The organism is Enterobacter cloacae complex sp. IR5401, assembly GCF_049238425.1.
Lineage (GTDB): Bacteria > Pseudomonadota > Gammaproteobacteria > Enterobacterales > Enterobacteriaceae > Enterobacter > Enterobacter hormaechei_C.
Window position 1 is genome coordinate 211,972 of sequence record NZ_JBMKHN010000003.1, and the last position, 24,016, is coordinate 235,987.

Genomic DNA, 24,016 nt, shown 5'->3' on the forward strand with positions numbered 1-24,016 from the left:
TATCATTACGCCATAGCCTGAAGAGAATAAAAAATATCGTTTTATCGTGAGTCTATGCAAAAATGATATGGAACACGCTCAGCCATCAGGTGCCCTATGCCCGCCGTTAACCTACGCCATATCGAGATTTTTCATGCGGTGATGACCACCGGCAATCTCACTGAAGCCGCGCACATGCTGCACACCTCGCAGCCGACGGTCAGCCGCGAGCTGGCGCGTTTTGAGAAAGTGCTGGGGCTGAAGCTGTTTGAACGCACCCGCGGCAGGCTGCATCCAACGGTGCAGGGTTTACGTCTGTTTGAGGAGGTTCAGCGCTCCTGGTACGGGCTGGACAGGATCGTGAGCGCGGCAGAGAGCCTGAGGGAGTTCCGCCAGGGCGAACTGTCCATCGTCTGCCTGCCGGTCTTTTCCCAGTCATTCCTGCCGGTACTGTTACAGCCGTTTCTGGCCCGCTATCCGGAGGTCAGCCTGACCATCGTGCCGCAGGAGTCGCCGCTGCTGGAGGAGTGGCTTTCGGCCCAGCGCCACGATCTGGGTCTGACTGAAACCCTCGTCACGCCAGCGGGAACGGAACGCACGGAGCTGCTGTCGCTGGATGAGGTCTGCGTGCTGCCTGCCAGCCACCCGCTTGCCCACAAAACCGTGCTGACACCGGCGGATTTTCACGGTGAGAACTATATCAGCCTGTCGCAGACCGACAGCTACCGGCAGCTTCTGGATGGCCTGTTTGCCGAACATCAGGTGAAGCGGCGGATGGTGATGGAAACGCACAGTGCGGCGTCAATTTGCGCGATGGTGCGCGCGGGCGTGGGTATTTCGGTGGTGAACCCGCTCACGGCCATGGACTACGCCAGCAGCGGCGTGGTTCTGCGCCGTTTTAGCGTTTCCGTTCCCTTTACCGTGAGCCTGATCCGCCCGCTGCACCGGCCCGCCTCAGCGCTGGTTGATGCCTTTTGTGAACATCTGATTGCGCACGCGCGTCAGGTGGCGCTTCGCTTACCTGACCTGCAAAAACCTTTATGACAGCATAAACTCCACCGCATCCGCGGCATGGATGGCGGCGGTATCGAAGACCGGTATCGGGCTTCGGTCTGCCGGCACCAGCAGACCGATTTCGGTACAGCCGAAGATGACCCCTTCCGCTCCCTGCTGCGCCAGTTTCTCTATCACGCTGACGTACCAGGCGCGCGAAGCTTCGCTGAAGGTGCCCAGACACAGCTCATCAAAAATAATCTGGTTAATGCGCGCCCGGTCAGCCTCCTCCGGGATCAGGCTTTCAATCCCGAACTGGCTGCTCAGCCGCCCGCGGTAAAAATCCTGTTCCATGGTGTAGCGCGTCCCCAGCAGCGCCACGCGCGTCATGCCGGCGGTACGTATGGCACGCCCGGTGGCATCCGCGATATGTAAGAACGGCAGCGAACAGCGGTCTTCAATGTGCGACGCCACCTTATGCATGGTGTTGGTACACAGCAGAATACCCTGCGCGCCCGCACGCTCCAGCCCGAGCGCGGCGTCCGCCAGTATCTGCCCCGCTTTGTCCCACTCCCCGCTCGACTGGCAGGCTTCTATTTCATGGAAATCCACGCTGTGCAGCAGCAGGCTGGCTGAATGCAGACCGCCCAGACGCTGTTTAACGCCTTCATTAATCAGGCGGTAGTACGGGATCGTTGATTCCCAGCTCATGCCCCCTAACAGACCGATCGTTTTCATCTTTCCTCCTGTGCGTTTCACCCAGTGAAGCAAACTTGTGATCGCCTTTCCAGTTATTTGGCTAAACGTTTCCTTTTCTCGGCGGGTGAGATAAGTTAATTGAAACAATGTTTCATTACATAACAGGGCGAAAATATGTTTATTTTCCATAAAGAGACCACGCTTGAGGATCTGGGCAACGGCGTGACGCGTCGTATTCTGGCGCACGACGGCAGGATGATGGCGGTGGAAGTGAATTTCGAGGAAGGCGCGATTGGCCCGATGCATAACCATCCGCATGAGCAACTCACCTACGTTCTCTCGGGGGAATTTGAGTTCACCATTGGCGAGGAGAAGCATGTGGTGACCGCGGGCGACACCCTCTATAAAGCGCCGCACGTGATGCACGGCTGCGTTTGCCTGAAACCCGGCACCCTGCTGGATACCTTTACGCCGGTACGCGAAGATTTCCTGAAATAAAAAAAGGCGCTCAGTTGAGCGCCTTTTTTGATGTTATTCCGTTACCGGCTCAGGAAGTTGTTCCGGCAGCGGGTTGCGGGTGCTCATAGCCTCGCGCAGCAGCACGCTGCCACAGGCGAACAGTCCACCCAGAATACACGCCAGCAGCACGATGAGGGCTTTGCCCGGGCCATCTTTTTTCACCGGCATAGAAGGTGAAAGCTGGTATTTGAACGGCTCCAGGCTCACATCTTCGAAGGAGAGTTTTTGCAGCTGTGCCAGATAGTATTCGCGGTTCTGGAAATCGGCGTTCAGCTCAGAAACGTCCTTGAGATTTTTTTCAATCTGCAATTTCTGCGCAATCCCGTCCGCACCGAGGGCGACGGAATAATCCGGATCGTCTTTCACCGCCTGTCCATTGCTGTAAACCGGCTTTTTGATCCCAGCCGCGTTCGCCACTTCCAGCGAGTAGTTCAGGCGTTGCAGGTTGGTATTGTGGATATTGGTCAGACGGACCCGATCCAACTCCAGCTGCTGCTGTACCGTTTTGGTTCTCAGGATCAGCTGATCGCGAATGTTTTGCATGGTCTCCTGCTCGACGATGCGGGAGATGTACTGAATGTAACCATTCAACACTTTCTGCGCATCCTCTGCCGTTGGGGCTGTGAAGCTTAACGTCCAGGAGAGGTATGGTGCTTTATCGGCATTTTTTTCCTGCGTGTTATCAACAGCCTTCATCTTTTCGGCAATATTGACCACCGCGCGGTGCAGCTCCAGCGGGTCAACCTCAGCGCCATCGAGCTGAGCCATCACGTAAGGTGAGCTCTTCATGTACTCTTCAAGCAGAGACTGGGACTGAAACTTTTTGATAAACAGATTAAACACATCCGCACGGGTAATTTTCACGTCGACATCAAGCACCTGGAGCGCCACCATCATCTGGCGCAGCGAACTCCACTGCGTCTGTTCCGCGGGCGTAATGACCGCTTTACTGGTCCATTTTTGCGGTATCAGAAAGGCGATTGCCAGGCCGACCAGTGCAAATGCAAAGACAATGGTGATGATGCGTTTTTTTGCTGCCAGCAGGACGTCCAGCAGACCCAGAAGATCTATTTCTTTAGCGCTGACCGCCGGGGGAGCATAGTGAGGAAAATTGAGATCCGTATGTTTTTTGAAATCCATCGCTGACATAACTGTTCTTCTTTTAAGGATGCAGTGAAATTCTGCCTGACTGGTTCCGGTGTAACAAATCATACAAGAATGTAAGAATTATCTGAATGACGAATTGGTACATCTGTAGACCTGCTATCAGATCTGGTAGTTAGCCACGCTGCGTGACTATTGTTATTCCTGCTCCCCTTTTGCTTCATTATCTCTTCCTCATGGGCCGCGGCGAACGTCCGTGGAAAGTCAAAAATGCCACCTCCCTCACTATATTGAAACAGCGTTTCGACGCTGATCACATTTCCACCATTAAGCGAATGACGCAGAAATAAATCGCAATAATATAAAATAAAACGATGTTTTAGTATCCAAGAACACCGGTTCAGCTCTTTTGAAACCCGAAGCGCTTACACCACGACGAAAGACAAAAAAGCGTTAAAAAACAAACGTAGGTTTTGCCGTTGCCAGACGTTGCACCCTGAATTTCAGCTCCCATGCCGCGCATCGCAGGCCTGGGAAAATGTAACAAAGCAGATTTCGTATTAAACCATTGATTGCCAGGTAGGTATGTATGAATGAAAACAAGCTGCTGGGGCTCGCATGGATATCACCCTATATCATCGGGCTGATACTCTTTACGGCATTCCCCTTCGTCTCATCGTTTTTCCTCAGCTTTACGGATTACGATTTGATGAGTCCGCCGGTGTTTAACGGCATCGAAAACTATCGCTACATGTTTACCGAAGACACGCTCTTCTGGAAATCCATGGGCGTGACCTTTGCCTATGTATTTTTAACCATCCCGCTAAAGCTCGCCTTTGCATTAGGAATTGCCTTTGTCCTGAACTTTAAATTACGCGGCATCGGCTTTTTCCGAACGGCCTACTATATTCCGTCGATCCTCGGCAGCTCCGTCGCCATTGCCGTATTGTGGCGCGCCTTATTTGCCATCGATGGCCTGCTGAACAGCTTTATCGGCGTTTTTGGCTTTGATCCGGTGAACTGGCTGGGCGAGCCGTCGCTGGCGCTGATGTCCGTTACCCTGCTGCGCGTCTGGCAGTTCGGTTCCGCGATGGTCATCTTCCTGGCCGCGCTGCAAAACGTACCGCAGTCCCAGTATGAAGCGGCAATGATCGATGGCGCATCGAAATGGCAGATGTTCATGAAGGTGACCGTGCCACTGATTACGCCGGTGATCTTCTTCAACTTCATCATGCAGACCACGCAGGCGTTCCAAGAATTTACCGGGCCGTACGTGATTACCGGCGGCGGGCCAACCTATTCGACCTATCTGTTCTCGCTCTACATCTACGACACCGCCTTTAAGTATTTCGATATGGGCTATGGCGCGGCGCTGGCGTGGATCCTGTTCCTGGTGGTGGCCGTCTTCGCCGGTATCGCCTTTAAGTCGTCGAAATACTGGGTGTTCTACTCCGCCGATAAAGGAGGCAAAAATGGCTGATATTCAACAACTCTCCACGGCAAGAAGCGTCGCCGAACGCGAAGTGGCCCGCACGCTGCGCAGAGAGAAAATCAACGCCTCCGTTCGCTATGTGATTCTGCTGGTTGTCGGCCTGCTGATGCTTTACCCGCTGGTGTGGATGTTCTCCGCGTCGTTCAAACCGAACCACGAGATCTTCACCACACTGAGCCTGTGGCCTGCCCACGCCACCTGGGATGGTTTCGTAAACGGCTGGAAAACCGGCACCGAGTACAACTTCGGCCATTACATGCTGAACACCTTTAAGTATGTGATCCCGAAAGTGATCCTGACCATTATCTCCTCCACCATCGTGGCGTACGGCTTTGCCCGCTTCGAGATCCCGTGGAAGAAGTTCTGGTTCGCCACGCTCATCACCACCATGCTGCTGCCCAGCACCGTGCTGCTGATCCCGCAGTACCTGATGTTCCGTGAAATGGGCATGCTCAACAGCTATATGCCGCTGTACCTGCCGCTGGCCTTCGCCACTCAGGGGTTCTTCGTCTTCATGCTGATCCAGTTCCTGCGCGGCGTCCCGCGTGACATGGAAGAGGCGGCGCAGATTGACGGCTGTAACTCCATTCAGGTGCTGTGGTACGTGGTAGTGCCGATCCTGAAACCGGCCATTATCTCCGTCGCCCTGTTCCAGTTCATGTGGTCCATGAACGACTTTATCGGGCCGCTGATTTACGTCTACAGCGTGGATAAATACCCCATCGCACTGGCGCTGAAAATGTCCATCGATGTCACCGAAGGCGCGCCGTGGAACGAAATTCTGGCAATGGCGAGCATCTCCATTCTGCCATCCATCATTGTCTTCTTCCTGGCACAGCGCTACTTCGTACAGGGCGTCACCAGCAGCGGAATTAAAGGTTAAGAGGGAAATACCATGGCTGAAGTTATTTTCAACAAGCTGGAAAAGGTCTACTCCAACGGCTTTAAAGCGGTACACGCTATCGATCTTAAAATTGCTGAAGGGGAATTCATGGTGATCGTCGGCCCATCCGGCTGCGCCAAATCCACGACACTGCGCATGCTGGCGGGGCTCGAAACCATCAGCGGCGGCGAGGTGCGCATTGGCGACAAGATCGTGAACAACCTCGCGCCGAAAGAGCGCGGTATTGCAATGGTGTTCCAGAACTATGCCCTCTATCCGCACATGACGGTGCGCGAGAATCTGGCCTTTGGTCTCAAGCTGAGCAAACTGCCGAAAGATCAGATTGAGTCTCAGGTGAATGAAGCTGCCAAAATTCTTGAACTGGAAGAGCTGCTCGACCGCCTGCCGCGCCAGCTTTCCGGCGGCCAGGCGCAGCGCGTGGCGGTAGGCCGTGCGATTGTGAAAAAACCGGATGTATTCCTGTTCGATGAGCCGCTTTCAAACCTCGACGCCAAACTGCGCGCTTCGATGCGTATTCGTATTTCCGACCTGCACAAGCAGCTGAAGAAATCCGGAAAACCGGCGACCACCGTTTACGTGACACACGACCAGACCGAAGCGATGACCATGGGCGACCGCATCTGCGTGATGAAGCTCGGCCATATCATGCAGGTGGATACGCCGGACAACCTCTACCACAGGCCGAGGAACATGTTCGTGGCGGGCTTTATCGGCGCGCCGGAGATGAATATACGCAAAAGCGTGCTGGTCGAAAAAGCGGGCCAGCTGCACATCGCCATTGGCGATGAAACCATGCCGCTGAACGCGGAGAAGCAGGAGAAAGTCGCGGCCTACGCGGGTCAGGAGATTTACTACGGCGTGCGTCCGGAATTTGTGTCGCTCTCTGATGAGCCCTTCCCGAACGGCGGCTGTAGCGGGGAGATGGTGCGCGTTGAGAACATGGGCCACGAATTCTTTGTGTACCTGAAGGTCGCGGACTACGAACTGACCGCCCGAATCCCGTCCGATGAAGCTAAACCAATGATTGATAAGGGGCTTCATCGTAAGGTGTATTTCACGTTTGAGATGAACAAGTGTCATATTTTTGACGCAAAAACTGAACAGAACCTCTCTCTCTGATGGAGTGATAAAAATGAAAAAAGTGCTTTTAAGCGCAGCAATCTCCGCGACCCTGGGTCTTACCGCTTTGCCATCGATGGCGCAGAATGTGGATTTACGGATGTCCTGGTGGGGCGGCAACGGCCGTCACCAGGTCACCCTGAAAGCGCTGGAAGAGTTCCATAAGCAGAACCCGGACATCAACGTGAAAGCGGAATACACCGGCTGGGATGGTCACCTCTCCCGTCTGACCACCCAGATTGCGGGCGGCACCGAGCCGGACGTAATGCAGACGAACTGGAACTGGCTGCCGATCTTCTCGAAAACCGGTGACGGCTTCTACGATCTGAACAAGATGAAGGACGTGATTGACCTGTCGCAGTTCGATCCCAAAGAGCTGCAAACCACCACCGTGGACGGCAAGCTGAACGGCATTCCGATCTCGGTGACGGCGCGCGTGTTCTACTTCAATGACGAAACCTGGAAAAAAGCGGGTATTGCGTACCCGAAAACCTGGGACGAGCTGATGGCGGCCGGTAAAACCTTCGAGAGCAAGCTCGGCAAGCAATACTATCCGGTGATCCTGGAGCATCAGGATACGCTGGCGCTGCTGAATTCGTACATGATCCAGAAGTACAACATTCCTGCGGTGGATGAGAAAACCAAAAAGTTCAGCTACACAAAGGAACAGTGGGTAGAGTTTTTCCAGACCTACAAAAAGCTGATCGACAGCCACGTCATGCCAGACACCAAATACTATGCCTCGTTCGGTAAGAGCAACATGTATGAAATGAAGCCGTGGATCCAGGGTGAATGGGGCGGCACCTACATGTGGAACTCCACCATCAACAAATATTCCGACAACCTGAAGCCACCGGCGAAACTGGAGCTGGGCAACTACCCAATGCTGCCGGGCGCCACCGACGCAGGTCTGTTCTTCAAACCGGCGCAGATGCTGTCGATTGGTAAGACGACCAAAAACCCAGAGGCGGCAGCGAAGCTGATTAACTTCCTGCTCAACAGCAAAGAAGGGGTCGATACGCTGGGTCTTGAGCGCGGCGTGCCGCTGAGCAAAGTGGCGGTGCAGTATCTGACCGAAGACGGCACCATTAAAGAGGACGATCCTTCCGTGGCGGGCCTGCGCCTGGCGCAGTCGCTGCCGGCGAAACTCACCGTCTCGCCATACTTTGACGACCCACAGATTGTGGCGCAGTTCGGTACCTCTTTGCAGTATATCGACTACGGGCAGAAAACCGTGGAAGAGACGGCCGCTGACTTCCAGCGTCAGGCGGAGCGTATTTTGAGACGTGCGATGCGGTAAAAACAAAGCCGGGTGGCGCTTCGCTTACCCGGCCTACACGGTATCGTAGGCCCGGTAAGCGAAGCGCCACCGGGCAATGACATTACACGCCGATATTACGTAGTTTCTCCCCTTTCATCAGCTTGCGTTCAATATGCTCCAGGGTCACGCCTTTGGTTTCCGGGATCAGCCAGAATGTCACGCCGATAAACGTCACGTTCAGCACCGTATAGAGCCAGAAGGTGCCTGCCGCGCCAATCGCATCCAGCAGCGTCAGGAAGGTCGCGCCAATGATCATATTCGACACCCAGTTGGTGGTGGTGGAACAGGTGATACCAAAGTCGCGGCATTTCAGCGGCTGAATTTCAGAGCACAGGATCCACACCACCGGTGCGGCGCTCATCGCGTAACCGGCGATGCACATCATGGTCATGCCAACGGAGAGCCAGGAGAGGCCGCTTGACGCCGTGCCGTTATCGAACTGCATCAGGCAGTAACCAAGGATCAAGGTGCCGAGCGCCATTACGCTAAAGCCAATTTTCAGGGCCGGTTTACGTCCGGCCTTATCGACGGTGAACACCGCGATAAAGGTGGCGAACATAAAGGTCAGCCCCACCACCAGCGTGGCGATCATCTGTTGTTCGGTGGTGGTAAAACCAGCCATTTTAAAGATGCGTGGGGCATAATACATGATGATGTTCATCCCCGTGAACTGCTGCATCGCCTGTAACAGCATGCCGAGGAACACCGCGCGGCGCACGTTGCGGTTTGCCTTAAACAGGGACCAGCCGCCCTGCTTCAGCTTCAGGCTTTCGCGGATTTCGTTCAGCTCTTCACGCGCTTTTTCAGACGTGTCGCGCAGCATGCGCAGCACCTCTTCCGCCTCCACGTGACGCCCTTTTTGCGCCAGCCAGCGCGGGCTGTTCGGCAGGAAAATGACTAACACAATCAGCAGCACCGCAGGCAGCGCCAGCACGCCAAGCATTGCCCGCCAGTTGCCGCTGTAGCTGAAGTACGTATCCGACAGGAACGCCAGCACGATACCGAGCGTCACCATCAGCTGGTACATGCTGATCATCTTCCCGCGCACGTTTTCGCTCGCCATTTCGGAGAGGTAAAGCGGCGCGGTGTAGGACGCGATACCCACCGCCACGCCCAGCAGCACGCGAGAAAGCAGCAGCACTTCAACGTTGGTGGCAAACGCCGAACCAAGAGAGCCAGCAACAAACAGGATCGCCCCGACCATCAGGCTGTATTTGCGCCCGAGACGGAACGACAGCCAGCCGTTAAACAGTGCGCCGATGGCCGCACCCAGCATCATGCTGCTCACCACCCACTCTTGCAGGCGGTTGCTTAACGTAAAGTGGTCGGTAATAAAGGGCAGTGCGCCCGCGATAACGCCGATATCCAGACCAAACAGTAAACCGGCTACGGCGGCCGCAACAGAAACAAACTGGTTCATGCGTCGGGTATCGCGCAGCGCAGCGGGCATAAGGGTAGAGTCATTTACAGATGTCATTGTTTCCTGCCTCAACAGCGAAATTCGTTAAGTGAAATTACGAGATACCGGAAGAAAGTGTCAGGCCGGAAATGGTGAAGATATGGATTATTTCGCTACGACACACCGATCTGTGATGGACATTACAATTTCAAATCAGGATGGTTTAACCTTATTTTTGATTAATTAGTTAATATTTAAGCAATAAATGTGTGACACCCGTCATTCATTCCTTTTCAGTATGGATTTTTCATCTTTATGGATATGGATAAAGCCAATTTTGGGGCAAAAAAAACCTCTACACGAGGGCAGAGGTTCTTTATTCGGGCTGACTTAACGTGCCAGCCAGCCGCCGTCTACGGCAACGGTGTAGCCGTTAATGTAGTCCGAAGCCGGGGACGCCAGGAATACAACCGGGCCCATCAGATCGCTCGGCAGACCCCAGCGACCCGCTGGAATACGCTCCAGGATTGCCGCGCTGCGCTCTTCATCCGCACGCAGCTGCTGGGTATTGTTGGTGGCCATGTAGCCCGGCGCAATCGCGTTGACGTTGATGTTGTGCTGCGCCCACTCGTTCGCCAGCAGGCGGGTCACGCCCATCACGGCACTCTTCGATGCGGTGTAAGACGGCACGCGGATGCCGCCCTGGAAAGAGAGCATGGAGGCAATATTAATGATCTTGCCACCTTTCCCCTGAGCAATGAAGTGCTTCGCAGCCGCCTGGGACATAAAGAACACGCTCTTGATGTTCAGATTCATCACGTCGTCCCAGTCCGTTTCGCTGAAGTTAATCGCGTCTTCACGACGGATCAGGCCGGCGTTGTTGACCAGAATATCGATATGCCCAAACTCCGCCACCGCGCGATCCAGCAGCTCAGGGATCGCATCGATTTTGCGCAGGTCCGCGGTCAGGCTCAGGAAACGGCGGCCCAGCGCGGTGACGCGCTCGATGGTTTCCGTTGGCTCAACGATGTTAATCCCGACGATATCGCAGCCCGCTTCCGCCAGACCTAACGCCATACCCTGCCCCAGCCCGGTGTCACAACCGGAAACCACAGCCACTTTACCTTGCAGAGAAAATGCATCCAGAATCATGTTTGTTCCTTAATCGTTCAGCGCCTGTCAGCAACAGGCAGATGTATGCTTAACTGCCTGCGACTAGCGCAGATCCTTAACAGCGACGTGGTCCATGTCATCAAAGACCTGGTTTTCACCGACCATCCCCCAGATAAAGGTATAGGCTTTCGTTCCCACGCCAGAGTGGATGGACCAGCTCGGCGAAATGACTGCCTGCTCGTTGTGCATAACGATATGGCGCGTCTCCTGCGGCTGTCCCATCATGTGGAACACGCAGGCGTCTTCATCCATGTTGAAATAGAAGTAGACTTCCATGCGGCGCTCGTGGGTATGGCACGGCATGGTGTTCCACAGGTTGCCCGGCGCAAGCTCGGTCAGCCCCATGCTGAGCTGGCAGGTTTCCAGCACATCCGGAACAAAGTATTTGTTGATGGTGCGACGGTTGCTGGTGAGGTTATCGCCAAGGGTCACCGGGGCAACGTCCGCTGGCGTGACTTTTTTGGTTGGGTAAGTCGTATGAGCCGGGGCGCAGTTGTAGTAAAACTTCGCCGGTTTGCTGGCATCAATGCTGGCGAACACCACCTCTTTCGCGCCTTTGCCGACGTACAGCGCGTCGCGGTGACCAATTTCGTAGCACTGGCCATCGACGGTAATGGTGCCCGGCCCGCCGATGTTAATCACGCCCAGTTCACGGCGTTCGAGGAAGTAGCTCACGCCCAGCTGTTTGCCCACTTCACCGCCCACGGAGACGGTTTTCGCCACCGGCATAATCCCGCCCACAATAATGCGGTCAATATGGCTGTAGACCATGGTGTACTTGTCGGCTTCGAACACTTGCTCAACTAAAAACTCACTGCGCAGCCCCTGAGTATCCAGCATTTTAGCGTGCGCACTGTGGATGCTTTGTCTGACGTCCACGTAAACCTCCAGAATTGATCGTGCCCGAAGGCAAAGATAAATAACGAAACAATGTTCCGTTTTCGTGATGAACACATATTATCCCCTGACAACGGGGTTTTCAATTGCATTTAAAACAACGTTTCATTTTTTCTGCCTGTTTATGCCAGAAATGGAGTTTCGATCACGATAAATCTTTAAGACCCTCAATCTGGTTAATGAAAATGAGAAAGTGCGCTGTCAGTCACACATAATGAAACAACGTTTTGATAATTTATCACCTAGTTTTCAACCTACCTTACGCGTTCAAAGGAGTGCATTATGGCTAAAGGTATGCGGGTCAAGCTGAACTATGAGGTCAGCCGCGATCCGGATACAGGCGTGGAAGTCACCCGCCTGACCCCACCGGAAGTAACCTGTCATCGCAACTACTTTTACCAGAAGTGCTTCTTTAACGATGGCAGCCACCTGCTGTTCGCCGGGGAGTTCGACGGTCACTGGAACTATTACCTGTTGGATCTGAAAAACGCCGAAGCGGTACAGTTGACCGAAGGCGCGGGCGATAATACCTTTGGCGGGTTCCTCTCTCCGGACGATAAATCCCTCTACTATGTGAAGAACGATCGCACCCTGCTGGAGGTGGATTTACAGACGCTGGCAGAGCGCGAAGTGTACCGCGTTCCGGAAGAGTGGGTCGGCTACGGCACCTGGGTCGCAAACAGCGACTGCACCAAACTGGTGGGTATTGAGATTGCCAGATGTGACTGGACGCCACTCAACGACTGGAAAATTTTCCACGACTTCTTCCACAAAGGGCCGCACTGCCGCCTGCTGCGCGTTGATCTGAAAACGGGTGAAAGCACCACCATTCATGACGAGAAGATCTGGCTGGGACATCCGATTCATCGCCCGTTCGATGACAATACCGTGGCCTTCTGTCATGAAGGGCCGCACGACCTGGTCGACGCCCGCATGTGGCTGGTCAACGAAGATGGCAGCAACGTGCGGAAAGTGAAAACGCACGCGGAAGGTGAAAGCTGTACACATGAATTTTGGGTGCCGGACGGGTCCGCGCTGATCTACGTCTCTTATCTGAAAGGTCAGCAAGGGCGTACCATCTCCCGCTTCAACCCGGACACCGGCGTGAATGAAGCGGTAATGAACATGCCCGCCTGTTCGCATCTGATGAGCAACGTTGACGGCAGCATGCTGGTTGGCGACGGTTCCGGTACGCCTGTTGACGTGAAAGACACCGGCGGCTACACCATTGATAACGATCCTTATCTGTATGCCTTTGACGTGGCGAAGAAAGCTTATTACCGCATCGCCCGTCATGACACCTCATGGGCTACGGTGGCGAACAGCCGCCAGGTAACCCACCCGCATCCGTCCTTCACGCCGGACGAAAAAGCGGTGCTGTACAGTTCCGATAAAGACGGCAAACCGGCCCTCTATATCGCGAAACTCCCCGAGCAACCTGAAATGTTGCATGCCTGAATGAGTTAGTGTTTCTGTAACTGGCCTTGCCCTCCGATTCGGAGGGCTTTTTTTTGGGTGATTGCGCGGCGCTTTTTGCCGGGTGGCGCTTCGCTTACCCGGCCTACGAAAAAATGGATTGGAAAGAATGTGTAGGCCGGGTAAGCGTTAGCGCCACCCGGCGGTTTTTAGCGAAGGAACTGAATTATCAGAAGGAGTACGCCACACCTAAACGGAAACGGGTCTGGCGTTCGTCCGTGTCTTTAACCCCCACGTTCCCCACCTCCACATACGGTGCCCAGTTTTTATCCCATTTGTAGGCCAGCTTGGCGTTATATTCGTTGGAATAATCTTTATTATTATTTCGGGCCACGCCTTCAGAACTTTTCGCGTAAACATAGTTCAGCTCGGTACGCCAGTCACCTAATACCCAACCGACCCACGCATCGCCACGGTTAACTTTATCATCGTCCTTATTTGAGCTTGACGGGTAGCGAGTATATTCGTAACGGTAACGCGCAGCCACGTAGAAGCCATTATCGAAGCTATATTGCACATGCAGATTCGGTTTATAAATGGTGCGACTGTCTGTGCTTTCAATCGTAAACGCAGGGGTCAGGGCGATATTGTCTGTCGCTTTCCAGCGCCAGCTAATCTGATCTTCGTGACCGTTCCCCACTACATCCGCGAATGGCTGATCTGCCTTGTCCCCGCCTGATTTCCACTTCGCCTCGACTGAAAAACCAAAGCCATTATCAAAGCGGTGCGAGACGGCAACACGGTCGGCATTCGAGCCGCTGTCAATATATTCGTGACGCAGATCGACGGTAACGGCGCTAGCCGCAAAAGAGGCACTAATAAGGGAAGCAAGGAGCAGAGATTTCTTAAACATGAAAAAACCCTCAATTAAAATAACGTTTCGTTTTTATGAAACTTGAGTTTATTTTTTATGCACCGTTATTTTAGTGACAAGGATCGAAATTATTTGTTTCATTTTTTTTGGCAAAGATCGACGTGAACCCCATCAACAAAAAAAGGGCATTAACCGTAAATTTCAGGGGGAAGATCACATTAAGCACTTCACAAAGCAAATAATTAACCGCGCAATAATTATTGCGGGCATCAGAAAGAACGCAGAAGTGTTAAAAAAGGATTCTGCGGACACAAAAAAACCTCCCGTGGGAGGTTTTCTGTGCACAGAGAGGGGAAACTACCGTTCGATAGCCAGGGCCACCCCCTGCCCTCCGCCAATACAGAGCGTTGCGATCCCTTTTCGGGCGTTACGCTTTTTCATTTCGTGGACCAGCGACACCAGAATGCGGCAGCCGGAGGCGCCAATGGGATGACCCAGCGCAATTGCACCGCCGTTGACGTTGACCCGCAGCTGATCCCATTCCAGCATTTTCCCGACCGAGATCGCCTGTGCAGCAAAGGCTTCGTTGACCTCAATCAGATCCACATCGCTCAGCTCCCAGCCCGCCCGCTCCAGGCAGCGGCGCGTGGCATAGACCGGGGCGATCCCCATTAACGCAGGATCAACACCCACGCTGGCAAACGCTTTGATGCGCGCCAGCACCGGCAGCGCCAGCTCCTGGGCTTTGCTTTCACTCATCATCATCACCGCCGCCGCACCGTCGTTAATGGATGAGGCGTTGCCTGCCGTTACAGAACCGAGCGTTTCAAAGGCCGGATCGAGTTTTGCCAGCCCTTCTGCGCTGGCATCGGTGCGCGGCTGCTCGTCGGTATCGACGATGAGCGCTTCGCCGTTCTGGCGCTGGGTACTGACCGGGACAATTTCATCGCGAAAACGCCCGGAGTCGATCGCTGCACGCGCTTTTTGCTGTGAGCTGAGGGCATATGCATCCTGAAGCTCGCGGCTGATACCGTATTCCCGCGCCAGGTTTTCCGCCGTTACGCCCATATGGTAGTCGTTGAAGGCGTCCCACAGCCCGTCGTGAACCAGACTGTCAAGCAGCTGACTGTTCCCGAGCTGCGCGCCGGTCCGGCTGTCGGTCAGGACGTGCGGGGCGCGGCTCATATTCTCCTGCCCGCCGGCAATAACCACGTCCGCTTCACCGCACTGGATGGCCTGCGTCGCAAGATGGAGCGCTTTCAAACCTGAACCACAGACGTCGTTGATGGTAATTGCCGAAACGGTATTGGGCAGGCCGCCCTTCAGCGCTGCCTGGCGCGCAGGGTTTTGTCCCGCGCCAGCGGTCAGCACCTGGCCAAGGATCACCTCATCAATTTCATGTGCGGCAATCCCGCTGCGTTCCACCAGCGCTCTTACCACCACGCTGCCGAGATCAACCGCAGAGTGACGCGCAAGCGCTCCCTGAAAACAGCCGATAGCCGTACGTAACGCACCCACTATAACGACATCTTTCATCACGACCTCTGTGCAAAATGACATGACGATAGTAGAGGATTGTTATCAACAATTGACGCAAATGTTTAAAATTAGTGAGTTTAGTCACAGGATTATCGTGCGTCCTGCAAGTACTGGCGCAGCCAGCTTCCGGCGACGCCGGGCGGGGTTCGTTTGTTCCATACCAGATCGATGGCAATCGACCTCGGCCAGCCCGGCACGTTCAGCTGCACCAGCGATTTCGACGCGGCAAATTCGTCGACCAGCGCGCAGGGTAACGCGCACCAGCCAAAGCCCTGTACCGCCATACTCAGCAGTAACAGGTAATTCGGCGCAGACCAGACCGGCCCGCGCGCAAGGGGCGCTTCCCGTTCAAGATAGGTACTCAGCCGCAGCTCGCGCCAGCCATGCAGCTCGTCCGCCTGCGTCTCATGTTGCCCTGCCAGAGGATGTCCGGCAGAAACGTAAATAGCCATCCTTGTCTGCATAGGCAGACGGGTCGCGCCAATATCGGTCGGGTAGCTGTCGCGCGCTTCCGTCAGGCCAATTTGCGCCCGCTCCTTTTGCAGCAGATCGATCACGTCCTCCTCTTCACCAATCAGGCACTCAAATTCCGTGTGCGGAAAACGCTGGTCGAACTTGCTCATCATCTGTTCCAGCACGGCCGGGTTAAGCGTATCGGAGAGAACAAAGGTAAAACGCGCCTCCGTTTGCGCCGTTAAGGATACGGCCAGCTCATCCAGGCGCGCGCTGGCGGCGAGTATCGACTGGACATAGCCCAGCACCTGTTCACCCTGGGCGGTCAACACCGGGTGACGCGCCGAGCGATCGAACAGCTCAAAGCCAAGGTCAGCTTCAAGGTTGGCGATGGAGGTGCTGATGGTGGACTGGCTTTTACGCAGCCGCCGTGCCGCAGCAGAAAACGAACCTGCGGCGACAGTTTCAACAAACGCGGTCAGTGCTTCGGGAGAATAACGCATGATGTATCTACTTTATCGATGGATACCATCTTTTATATATCACCTTAAACGATAAGAATAGACCGCATCAACGCCCATACTGGCGTCAATATGAGGTAAATATGCAACATCAGGATGCACTCCAACGTAAATTGCCGGAGCGGATCTTCCATGCCGTCTGTTTTGAAGGCATTGCTACGGCGATCCTCGCCCCGACGGCCGCGTGGCTAATGCAGCGCTCGGTGGTTGAAATGGGGGGTCTCACCATAATTCTGGCGACCACGGCAATGCTCTGGAACATTATCTATAACTTTGGCTTCGACCGTTTCTGGCCCGTCCAGCGGGTGAAGCGCACGGCGAAAGTGCGCGCCCTGCATGCGCTGGGTTTTGAATGCGGTTTTATTGTGATTGGCGTAACCATCGTTGCCGCCGTGCTGGGCGTGACGCTGCTCCAGGCCTTTACGCTGGAAATTGGTTTCTTCCTGTTCTTCCTGCCGTACACCATGCTCTACAACTGGGCGTACGACACCCTGCGGGAGAAAATCATCAAGCGCCACCAGCAACGCCGCGCCCTGGCAAGCGAATAACCTTCCGGCCGGAGACCTGCTCCGGCCCACCCCTGCGAAGCAACGGCGACCTCAACGCATAATTATGGTAAATTGCACTCCTTTTTGTTCGTTTTATAGTTGATACGTTGCTCTAATGTCGAAAATTTGGTCAAAAGAAGAGACTCTCTGGAGTTTCGCCCTCTACGGCACTGCCGTGGGCGCAGGAACCCTGTTCTTGCCCATTCAGCTCGGCTCTGCTGGCGCGATTGTCCTGCTGATCACCGCCCTTGTGGCGTATCCCTTAACCTACTGGCCGCATAAAGCGCTGGCGCAATTTATTCTGTCGTCGAAGACGAAAGGCAACGAAGGGATCACCGGTGCCGTTTCCCATTACTACGGCAAAAAGATCGGCAACCTGATCACCACGCTCTATTTTGTGGCTTTCTTTGTGGTGGTTCTGATTTACGCGGTGGCGATAACTAACTCACTCACTGAACAGCTGGCGAAACGGATGACGGTGGATACCGGCATGCGTATGCTGGTGAGTTTTGGCGTGGTGCTGATTCTGAATCTGATCTTCCTGATGGGGCGGCACATCACCATTAAGGTGATGGGTTTCCTTGTCTTTCCGCTGATCGCCTATTTCCTGTTTGTCTCGCTGTATCTGACGGGCAGCTGGCAGCCGTCGCTTCTGACGAGCCAGATGGCCTTCGACCAGCATACGTTGCACCAGGTGTGGATTTCGATCCCGGTGATGGTTTTCGCTTTTAGCCATACTCCGATCATCTCGACTTTCGCCGTGGACCGTCGCGAGAAATACGGTGAAGAGGCGATGGGTAAATGCAAAAAAATCATGAAAGTGGCGTATCTGATCATCTGCCTCAGCGTGCTGTTCTTTGTGTTCAGCTGCCTGCTTTCGATTCCACCGTCGTATATCGTGGCGGCAAAAGAGGAAGGGGTGACGATCCTGTCCGCGCTGTCGATGATGCCTTCGTCCCCGGCATGGCTGGGCATTTCCGGCATTATCGTGGCGATTATTGCGATGTCGAAATCGTTCCTCGGCACCTATTTTGGCGTGATTGAAGGGGCAACGGAAATTGTGAAATCGTCGCTGAATCAGGTGGGTGTGAAGAAAAGCCGCGCCTTTAACCGCGCGGTTTCTATTCTCGGCGTGTCGCTGATTACCTTTGCGGTCTGCTGCATCAACCCGAACGCCATTTCAATGATTTACGCTATCAGCGGTCCGCTTATCGCCATGATCCTGTTCATCATGCCGACGCTGTCGACGTACCTGATCCCGTCGTTAAAACCGTACCGCTCCATCGGTAACCTGCTGACGCTGATTGTAGGTGTGCTGTGTGTGTCGGTGATGTTTGTCGGTTGAGTATGCTGCCCGGCGCAATGCCGGGCATCAGTTTTACGCCCGAATATCGTCATACTCCCGCGTATTATCAAACTCATGCTTCGCAAACGGACACAGCGGGATAATTTTACGGTTCTCCTCGCGCATCTTCTCTACCACCCTCGCCACCAGCTGCTTACCCACACCCTGCCCTTTCAGGCTTGGATCCACATCGGTGTGCTCAATGATGCTCAGATGCTCGCCGGTCGGGACAAAGACAATCTCCGCTACCTGATTGCCTTCGGCGTCGTTGACGTAAAACTTGTTATGGCCTTCAAGAATTTCCATGGTTCCTCACTTATTTTTGGCGGTACTTCAGCGCACCGCTCGGGCAGGTATCAATTACGCGCACAACCGTTTCTGCATCTACTTCATCCGGCGCGATCCATGGTTTACGCTTCAGGTCGAACAGCGCCGCGCTGCCGCGCACGCAATTGCCCGAGTGTTTGCAGATCCCGGTGTTGAAGTAAACATCAATTTTCTCACCGGTGTAGGCCCGGTACCCCGCATCCAGTAGCTCCTGATCCATGATATTGCCTCTGTAATTATTGTGGTGACAAAAGAAGCATACCCTCAGCCGATCCGCCTGACCACGTCAAAAACGAGGTTTGGCCACCTTCTTTTCAACACGTTATTTCGCCAGGCACTTAAGATTATTCCGAATACAAAAGCACCCGTTGCGACGATATATTTTTGCGTTGTGTCAACTCTTGTAATAATTCACGCCACGTTCACATTAGGATTATTAGCTAAGCGAACTCCCAACATCCAGATTTATTTCTCCCTAACCAGTGGATTTATCGTCCGTTTTTAAAGTTCGTAACGAAGCGGTATTTCCTGAACACCTGCAAAATTACCGCAAAACAACCCAGACATGAAATTTGACTCTTCTCACATAACGACTAATGTTAATTCCTGAACGACAACTGATACGAATTACTTATCGTATCTCCTGACATAAACGCAACATGAGGGTTGATATATGGCAGAGCAACATCGTGGTGGTTCCGGTAATTTCGCTGAAGACCGTGAAAAGGCATCAGAAGCTGGACGTAAAGGCGGCCAGCACAGCGGCGGTAATTTCAAAAACGATCCGCAACGCGCATCTGAAGCGGGTAAGAAAGGGGGCCAGAACAGTCACGGCGGAGGCCGTAAATCTGATAACTCCTGATCTTATTTAAAGCTCTTATAAATATACCGAGAGCATGCTGCGGGCCCGTCGGCTCGCAGTACCTTCCCTTTATTTCACTGGAGCGAAAATATGAATATGAAAACTGTTGAAGATGTATTTATTCACCTGTTATCCGACACCTACAGCGCTGAGAAGCAGCTGACCCGCGCTCTAAGCAAGTTAGCTCGCGCCGCATCCAGCGAGAAGTTGAGTGCCGCGTTCACGGCCCACCTCGAAGAGACTCAGGGACAAATCGAGCGTATCGATCAGATTATTGAGCAGGAATCCGGCCTCAAACTGAAGCGCATGAAATGCGTTGCGATGGAAGGCTTAATTGAAGAAGCCAACGAAGTTATTGAGAGCACTGAGAAAAATGAAGTGCGTGACGCTGCATTAATTGCCGCAGCACAAAAAGTCGAGCATTACGAGATTGCCAGCTACGGCACCCTGGCCACCCTGGCTGAACAATTAGGCTATAAAAAAGCCGTTAAACTTCTTGCCGAAACGCTGGAAGAAGAAAAAGAAACCGATCTCAAATTAACCGATCTGGCTGTCGGCAATATTAATCAAAAAGCCCAGAAAGGATAAATATTAATTTGATGAGCATCAGCAACAAAAATTAACCAGATAATAAATCACAGGAGTTAATTATGAATCATGTAGAACACTACCATGATTGGCTACGCGATGCCCATGCGATGGAAAAGCAAGCCGAATCCATGCTGGAATCTATGGCCAGCCGTATTGATAATTATCCCGACTTACGTGCACGAATTGAACAACACGTTAATGAGACTAAACACCAAATTACCGTGCTGGAAGAAATTCTCGACCGCAATGATATTTCCCGTTCGGTCATAAAAGATTCCATGAGCAAAATGGCGGCGCTCGGCCAGTCCATTGGCGGCATGTTCCCTTCCGACGAAATTGTTAAAGGCTCCATCAGCGGCTACGTTTTTGAGCAGTTTGAAATTGCCTGCTACACCTCTCTGCTGGCTGCGGCCAAACAAGCGGGCGATACCGCCTCCATTCCTGCCATTGAGTCCATTCTGGAAGAAGAGCGCCAGATGGCTGACTGGCTGCTCCAGCATATTCCACAGACGACGGAACAGTTCCTGCTGCGCTCCGATGCGGACGGTGTTGAAGCGAAAAAATAACGAAAGAGGGAGAAACTATGTTTCGACACGTAAAACAGCTGCAATACACGGTACGCGTAGCCGAACCGAATCCGGGCCTGGCCAATCTTCTGCTTGAGCAGTTTGGCGGGCCACAGGGCGAACTTGCCGCGGCATGTCGTTACTTTACGCAAGGATTGAGCGACGACGATCCCGGTCGTAAAGATATGCTGATGGATATCGCGACCGAGGAGTTAAGTCACCTGGAAATTATCGGCACCCTGGTGGGTATGCTGAATAAGGGTGCGAAAGGTGAATTGGCGGAAGGCGTTGAAAATGAAGCGGAATTGTACCGCTCCATGACCGAGAACGGCAACGACAGTCATATCACCTCCCTGCTCTACGGCGGCGGTACTCCACTGACCAACTCCGGGGGCGTACCATGGACGGCGGCGTATGTGGATACTATTGGCGAGCCCACCGCCGATCTGCGCTCTAACATTGCGGCCGAGGCGCGCGCCAAAATTATCTACGAACGGCTTATTAACGTAACGGACGATCCGGGTGTTAAAGATGCGCTGGCGTTTTTAATGACGCGTGAGGCAGCACACCAGCTCTCATTTGAGAAGGCGCTCCAGTCGATCCGTAACAATTTCCCACCGGGTAAATTGCCGCCAATCGAAGAGTACACTAATAAGTACTACAATATGTCTGAGGGGGGAGAAGTTCGCGGTAGCTGGAACAGCGATAAGCACTTCGACTACGTGGAATCTCCTCAGCCCGCGGTCGATGGCGGTGACGGCGGCGCAAGCGTAACGCTCACGACAGAGCAGGCCACGCTGGTCAAAGCGATGTGCGCACGTACGAAATCCGACCCTAACGCCGATCCGCTTACCGGTGCCGAGCTTGGCGCAGGTAAGAAAAAACCGTAACCGGTTTTGCCAGGCAGCCTGAGGCTGTCTGGCAATGCCTTGTGCGCTATCAGTTCCAGAGGTACGGAGCATGTTCGAGCTTGATGCGTTTCATCTGGCCAGGATACAGTTCGCCTTTACCGTCTCTTTTCATATTCTCTTCCCGGCGATCACCATCGGGCTTGCGAGCTATCTGGTGGTTCTCGAAGGCATGTGGCTTCGCACAAAAAATGATGTCTGGCGCTCGCTATACCATTTCTGGCTAAAAATTTTCGCCGTCAACTTTGGTATGGGCGTGGTTTCCGGGCTGGTGATGGCTTACCAGTTTGGGACTAACTGGAGCGGCTTTTCCCAGTTCGCGGGCAGCATAACCGGCCCTTTGCTCACCTATGAAGTCTTAACCGCCTTCTTCCTCGAAGCCGGATTCCTGGGTGTGATGCTGTTCGGCTGGAACAAGGTTGGCCCCGGCCTGCACTTCTTTGCCACCTGCATGGTGGCGCTGGGCACGCTGATGTCCACCTTCTGGATCCTCGCCTCTAACAGCTGGATGCACACCCCGCAGGGCTTCAGTATTCAGAACGGTCAGGTCATTCCCGAAGACTGGCTGGCCATTATCTTTAACCCCTCATTCCCTTACCGCCTGATCCATATGTCCATCGCCGCCTTCCTGTGCAGCGCCTTGTTTGTGGGCGCGTCCGGGGCATGGCATCTGCTGCGCGGTAACGATACGCCCGCGATCCGCAAGATGTTCTCCATGGCCATGTGGATGGCGCTGCTGGTCGCGCCCATTCAGGCCGTGGTTGGGGATATGCACGGGCTGAATACGCTTGAGCACCAGCCTGCCAAAATCGCCGCGATTGAAGGCCACTGGGAAAACCCGCCCGGCGAGGCCACCCCGCTGCTGTTGTTTGGCGTACCGGATATGGAAGAGGAACGCACCAAATACGGGCTTGAAATTCCCGCGCTCGGCAGCCTGATCCTGACGCACAGCCTGGATAAACAGGTCCCGGCGCTGAAGGATTTCCCGAAAGAGGACCGCCCTAACTCGCTCATCGTCTTCTGGTCCTTCCGCATTATGGTCGGCATGGGGCTGCTGATGATTACCCTTGGCGTACTGAGCGTCTGGCTGCGCTATCGCCGTCGACTCTATCACTCACGGCCATTCCACTGGTTTGCCCTCTGTATGGGGCCTGCCGGATTACTCGCGCTGCTCGCCGGGTGGGTCACCACCGAAGTGGGCCGCCAGCCGTGGGTCGTTTACGGCTATCTGCGCACGATAGATGCGGTGTCTCTGCACAGCACGTTGCAGATGAGCATCAGCCTGCTGGCCTTTATCGTGGTCTACTGTTCGGTATTTGGCGTGGGATATGTGTATCTCGCCCGGTTGATTAAAAAAGGTCCGCAGCCTGTGGGCACGCTAACGTCTAATACATCGGGTACCCCTGCCCGTCCGCTGTCCGCCGCCGAGTCTGTTCCGGAAGAGGAGAAGATCTGATGGGCGTCGATATCCCGGTCATCTGGTTTGCCATTATTGTCTTCGCCACGCTGATGTACATCATCATGGACGGTTTCGATCTCGGTATCGGCATGCTGTTCAGCTTTGTGGGTGATGCCAAAGAGCGCGACGTGATGGTGAACAGCGTCGCCCCGGTCTGGGACGGAAATGAAACCTGGCTGGTTCTCGGCGGCGCAGGGTTGTTCGGCGCGTTTCCGCTGGCCTACGCGGTAATAATCGATGCCCTGACCATCCCGCTGACGGCCATGCTGATCGGGCTTATTTTCCGCGGCGTGGCATTTGAGTTTCGCTTTAAGGCGACCCCTTCCCACCGCAAATTCTGGGACTATTCTTTTGCTGGCGGTTCCCTGCTCGCAACCTTCAGCCAGGGGATCGTGGTTGGCGCGATGATCAACGGCTTTGACGTGGAAGGGCGTCGCTTTGTGGGCTCCTCGCTGGACTGGTTCACCCCGTTTAACCTGTTCTGCGGGCTGGGCTTAATTGTCGCCTATACCCTGCTGGCCACCACGTGGCTGATCATGAAAAGCGAAGGCGCGCTGCAAAACCGGATGCGCGAGCTGACCCGCCACGTTCTGCTGGCGCTGATTGCCGTCATTGCGGTGGTAAGTATCTGGACCCCGCTCGGCTGGCAGTTTGTCGCCGAACGCTGGTTTACTCTGCCTAACTTCTTCTGGTTCCTGCCGGTTCCGGTTCTTGTGGCGGTATTCAGCCTGTGGATCTGGCGGCTGACGCGTAATCCCGACAGCCATGCCCGTCCGTTCCTGTTAACGCTGGGCCTGATCTTCCTCGGCTTTAGCGGCCTGGGCATCAGCCTGTGGCCACACATAATTCCGCCGCACATCACCCTGTGGGAAGCCGCCGCGCCGCCTGCCAGCCAGCTGTTTATGCTGATCGGCACGCTGTTAATCATCCCGGTGATCCTGGTTTATACCGCCTGGAGCTATTACGTCTTCCGGGGCAAAGTGTCTGATACCGAAGGTTATCACTAAG

25 protein-coding genes are annotated in these 24,016 nt (G+C 54.2%); 15 read left to right on the top strand and 10 right to left on the bottom strand.

What is annotated here, in order from left to right:
* The first annotated feature begins 96 nt into the window (after positions 1–96).
* A complete protein-coding gene (locus ACOTX1_RS06570; RefSeq protein WP_023314777.1) occupies positions 97–1,023 on the top strand; it encodes a LysR family transcriptional regulator in 927 nt (308 codons plus the stop codon).
* Here ACOTX1_RS06570 and ACOTX1_RS06575 read toward each other — a convergent pair.
* A complete protein-coding gene (locus ACOTX1_RS06575) occupies positions 1,018–1,710 on the bottom strand; it encodes an aspartate/glutamate racemase (RefSeq protein ID WP_023314778.1) in 693 nt (230 codons plus the stop codon). The genes ACOTX1_RS06570 and ACOTX1_RS06575 overlap by 6 nt on opposite strands.
* Before the next feature lie 135 nt (positions 1,711–1,845).
* On the opposite strand from ACOTX1_RS06575, the gene ACOTX1_RS06580 reads away from it, so the two are divergent.
* Positions 1,846–2,169 (top strand): cupin domain-containing protein, encoded by a 324-nt coding sequence (locus tag ACOTX1_RS06580; protein ID WP_003862821.1) that lies wholly within the window; start codon positions 1,846–1,848, stop codon positions 2,167–2,169.
* A gap of 33 nt (positions 2,170–2,202) precedes the next feature.
* Here the strand turns inward: ACOTX1_RS06580 and wzz(fepE) are convergent, their stop codons facing one another.
* The gene (wzz(fepE), locus tag ACOTX1_RS06585; protein ID WP_023314779.1) at positions 2,203–3,339 is read right to left on the bottom strand and encodes an LPS O-antigen length regulator Wzz(fepE); all 1,137 of its coding nucleotides are present in this window, start codon (positions 3,337–3,339) and stop codon (positions 2,203–2,205) included.
* Between the two features lie 544 nt (positions 3,340–3,883).
* On the opposite strand from wzz(fepE), the gene ACOTX1_RS06590 reads away from it, so the two are divergent.
* From ACOTX1_RS06590 to ACOTX1_RS06605, 4 genes are read left to right on the top strand one after another with little or no spacing between them, the layout of a single operon-like run.
* Positions 3,884–4,774, top strand: coding sequence for a carbohydrate ABC transporter permease (locus ACOTX1_RS06590; RefSeq protein ID WP_003862825.1), 891 nt, complete (start codon positions 3,884–3,886; stop codon positions 4,772–4,774).
* Positions 4,767–5,669, top strand: coding sequence for a carbohydrate ABC transporter permease (locus tag ACOTX1_RS06595; RefSeq protein WP_003862827.1), 903 nt, complete (start codon positions 4,767–4,769; stop codon positions 5,667–5,669). The genes ACOTX1_RS06590 and ACOTX1_RS06595 overlap by 8 nt, the downstream gene beginning before the upstream one ends.
* A gap of 12 nt (positions 5,670–5,681) precedes the next feature.
* A complete protein-coding gene (locus tag ACOTX1_RS06600) occupies positions 5,682–6,809 on the top strand; it encodes an ABC transporter ATP-binding protein (protein WP_003862829.1) in 1,128 nt (375 codons plus the stop codon).
* Between the two features lie 13 nt (positions 6,810–6,822).
* On the top strand, positions 6,823–8,109 hold the full coding sequence (locus ACOTX1_RS06605; RefSeq protein WP_003862832.1) for an ABC transporter substrate-binding protein: 1,287 nt from the start codon (positions 6,823–6,825) through the stop codon (positions 8,107–8,109).
* A gap of 82 nt (positions 8,110–8,191) precedes the next feature.
* Here the strand turns inward: ACOTX1_RS06605 and ACOTX1_RS06610 are convergent, their stop codons facing one another.
* The 3 genes from ACOTX1_RS06610 to kduI all read right to left on the bottom strand — a co-directional run bounded on the left by ACOTX1_RS06610 (position 8,192) and on the right by kduI (position 11,581).
* Entirely contained in the window at positions 8,192–9,607 is a 1,416-nt protein-coding gene (locus ACOTX1_RS06610; protein ID WP_023314780.1) for a sugar porter family MFS transporter, read from the bottom strand.
* Positions 9,608–9,919: 312 nt separating this feature from the next.
* On the bottom strand, positions 9,920–10,681 hold the full coding sequence (gene kduD, locus ACOTX1_RS06615; RefSeq protein WP_003862835.1) for a 2-dehydro-3-deoxy-D-gluconate 5-dehydrogenase KduD: 762 nt from the start codon (positions 10,679–10,681) through the stop codon (positions 9,920–9,922).
* A gap of 63 nt (positions 10,682–10,744) precedes the next feature.
* Complete coding sequence (kduI, locus tag ACOTX1_RS06620; protein ID WP_003862837.1) at positions 10,745–11,581, bottom strand: 5-dehydro-4-deoxy-D-glucuronate isomerase; 837 nt, start codon at positions 11,579–11,581, stop codon at positions 10,745–10,747.
* Positions 11,582–11,881: 300 nt separating this feature from the next.
* Here kduI and ACOTX1_RS06625 point away from each other — a divergent pair, with 300 nt between their 5' ends.
* Entirely contained in the window at positions 11,882–13,057 is a 1,176-nt protein-coding gene (locus ACOTX1_RS06625; protein WP_421766821.1) for an oligogalacturonate lyase family protein, read from the top strand.
* A gap of 187 nt (positions 13,058–13,244) precedes the next feature.
* Here ACOTX1_RS06625 and ACOTX1_RS06630 read toward each other — a convergent pair whose 3' ends face one another.
* The 3 genes from ACOTX1_RS06630 to ACOTX1_RS06640 form a co-directional block, all read right to left on the bottom strand.
* The gene (locus tag ACOTX1_RS06630; RefSeq protein ID WP_003862842.1) at positions 13,245–13,928 is read right to left on the bottom strand and encodes an oligogalacturonate-specific porin KdgM family protein; all 684 of its coding nucleotides are present in this window, start codon (positions 13,926–13,928) and stop codon (positions 13,245–13,247) included.
* Positions 13,929–14,246: 318 nt separating this feature from the next.
* Positions 14,247–15,425 (bottom strand): acetyl-CoA C-acetyltransferase, encoded by a 1,179-nt coding sequence (locus ACOTX1_RS06635; RefSeq protein ID WP_023314781.1) that lies wholly within the window; start codon positions 15,423–15,425, stop codon positions 14,247–14,249.
* Between the two features lie 92 nt (positions 15,426–15,517).
* Complete coding sequence (locus ACOTX1_RS06640) at positions 15,518–16,384, bottom strand: LysR family transcriptional regulator (protein WP_023314782.1); 867 nt, start codon at positions 16,382–16,384, stop codon at positions 15,518–15,520.
* 101 nt (positions 16,385–16,485) lie between these two features.
* Between ACOTX1_RS06640 and ACOTX1_RS06645 the strand changes: the two genes are divergently transcribed.
* The gene (locus ACOTX1_RS06645) at positions 16,486–16,950 is read left to right on the top strand and encodes a multidrug/biocide efflux PACE transporter (RefSeq protein ID WP_023314783.1); all 465 of its coding nucleotides are present in this window, start codon (positions 16,486–16,488) and stop codon (positions 16,948–16,950) included.
* A 115-nt stretch (positions 16,951–17,065) separates the two neighbouring features.
* Positions 17,066–18,295 (top strand): amino acid permease, encoded by a 1,230-nt coding sequence (locus tag ACOTX1_RS06650; protein ID WP_003862847.1) that lies wholly within the window; start codon positions 17,066–17,068, stop codon positions 18,293–18,295.
* Positions 18,296–18,328: 33 nt separating this feature from the next.
* Here ACOTX1_RS06650 and ACOTX1_RS06655 read toward each other — a convergent pair whose 3' ends face one another.
* Together ACOTX1_RS06655 and yjdI are read right to left on the bottom strand one after the other, a co-directional pair.
* Positions 18,329–18,601 carry a GNAT family N-acetyltransferase gene (locus ACOTX1_RS06655; protein WP_023314784.1) on the bottom strand — a complete coding sequence of 91 codons (273 nt, stop codon included), beginning with the start codon at positions 18,599–18,601 and terminating at the stop codon, positions 18,329–18,331.
* Positions 18,602–18,611: 10 nt separating this feature from the next.
* Entirely contained in the window at positions 18,612–18,842 is a 231-nt protein-coding gene (gene yjdI, locus ACOTX1_RS06660; RefSeq protein WP_003862849.1) for a 4Fe-4S mono-cluster protein YjdI, read from the bottom strand.
* Positions 18,843–19,295: 453 nt separating this feature from the next.
* Between yjdI and ACOTX1_RS06665 the strand changes: the two genes are divergently transcribed.
* From ACOTX1_RS06665 to cydB, 6 genes are all read left to right on the top strand, one after another.
* The gene (locus ACOTX1_RS06665) at positions 19,296–19,484 is read left to right on the top strand and encodes a general stress protein (protein ID WP_022651794.1); all 189 of its coding nucleotides are present in this window, start codon (positions 19,296–19,298) and stop codon (positions 19,482–19,484) included.
* Between the two features lie 90 nt (positions 19,485–19,574).
* Complete coding sequence (locus ACOTX1_RS06670; RefSeq protein WP_003862851.1) at positions 19,575–20,072, top strand: ferritin-like domain-containing protein; 498 nt, start codon at positions 19,575–19,577, stop codon at positions 20,070–20,072.
* A 62-nt stretch (positions 20,073–20,134) separates the two neighbouring features.
* Positions 20,135–20,641 carry a ferritin-like domain-containing protein gene (locus ACOTX1_RS06675; protein ID WP_003862853.1) on the top strand — a complete coding sequence of 169 codons (507 nt, stop codon included), beginning with the start codon at positions 20,135–20,137 and terminating at the stop codon, positions 20,639–20,641.
* 17 nt (positions 20,642–20,658) lie between these two features.
* Positions 20,659–21,531, top strand: coding sequence for a manganese catalase family protein (locus ACOTX1_RS06680; protein WP_023314785.1), 873 nt, complete (start codon positions 20,659–20,661; stop codon positions 21,529–21,531).
* A 70-nt stretch (positions 21,532–21,601) separates the two neighbouring features.
* Complete coding sequence (locus ACOTX1_RS06685) at positions 21,602–23,005, top strand: cytochrome ubiquinol oxidase subunit I (protein WP_003862857.1); 1,404 nt, start codon at positions 21,602–21,604, stop codon at positions 23,003–23,005.
* Entirely contained in the window at positions 23,005–24,015 is a 1,011-nt protein-coding gene (cydB, locus tag ACOTX1_RS06690) for a cytochrome d ubiquinol oxidase subunit II (protein WP_015571779.1), read from the top strand. Before ACOTX1_RS06685 ends, cydB begins: the two co-directional genes overlap by 1 nt.
* Position 24,016: the final 1 nt, after the last annotated feature.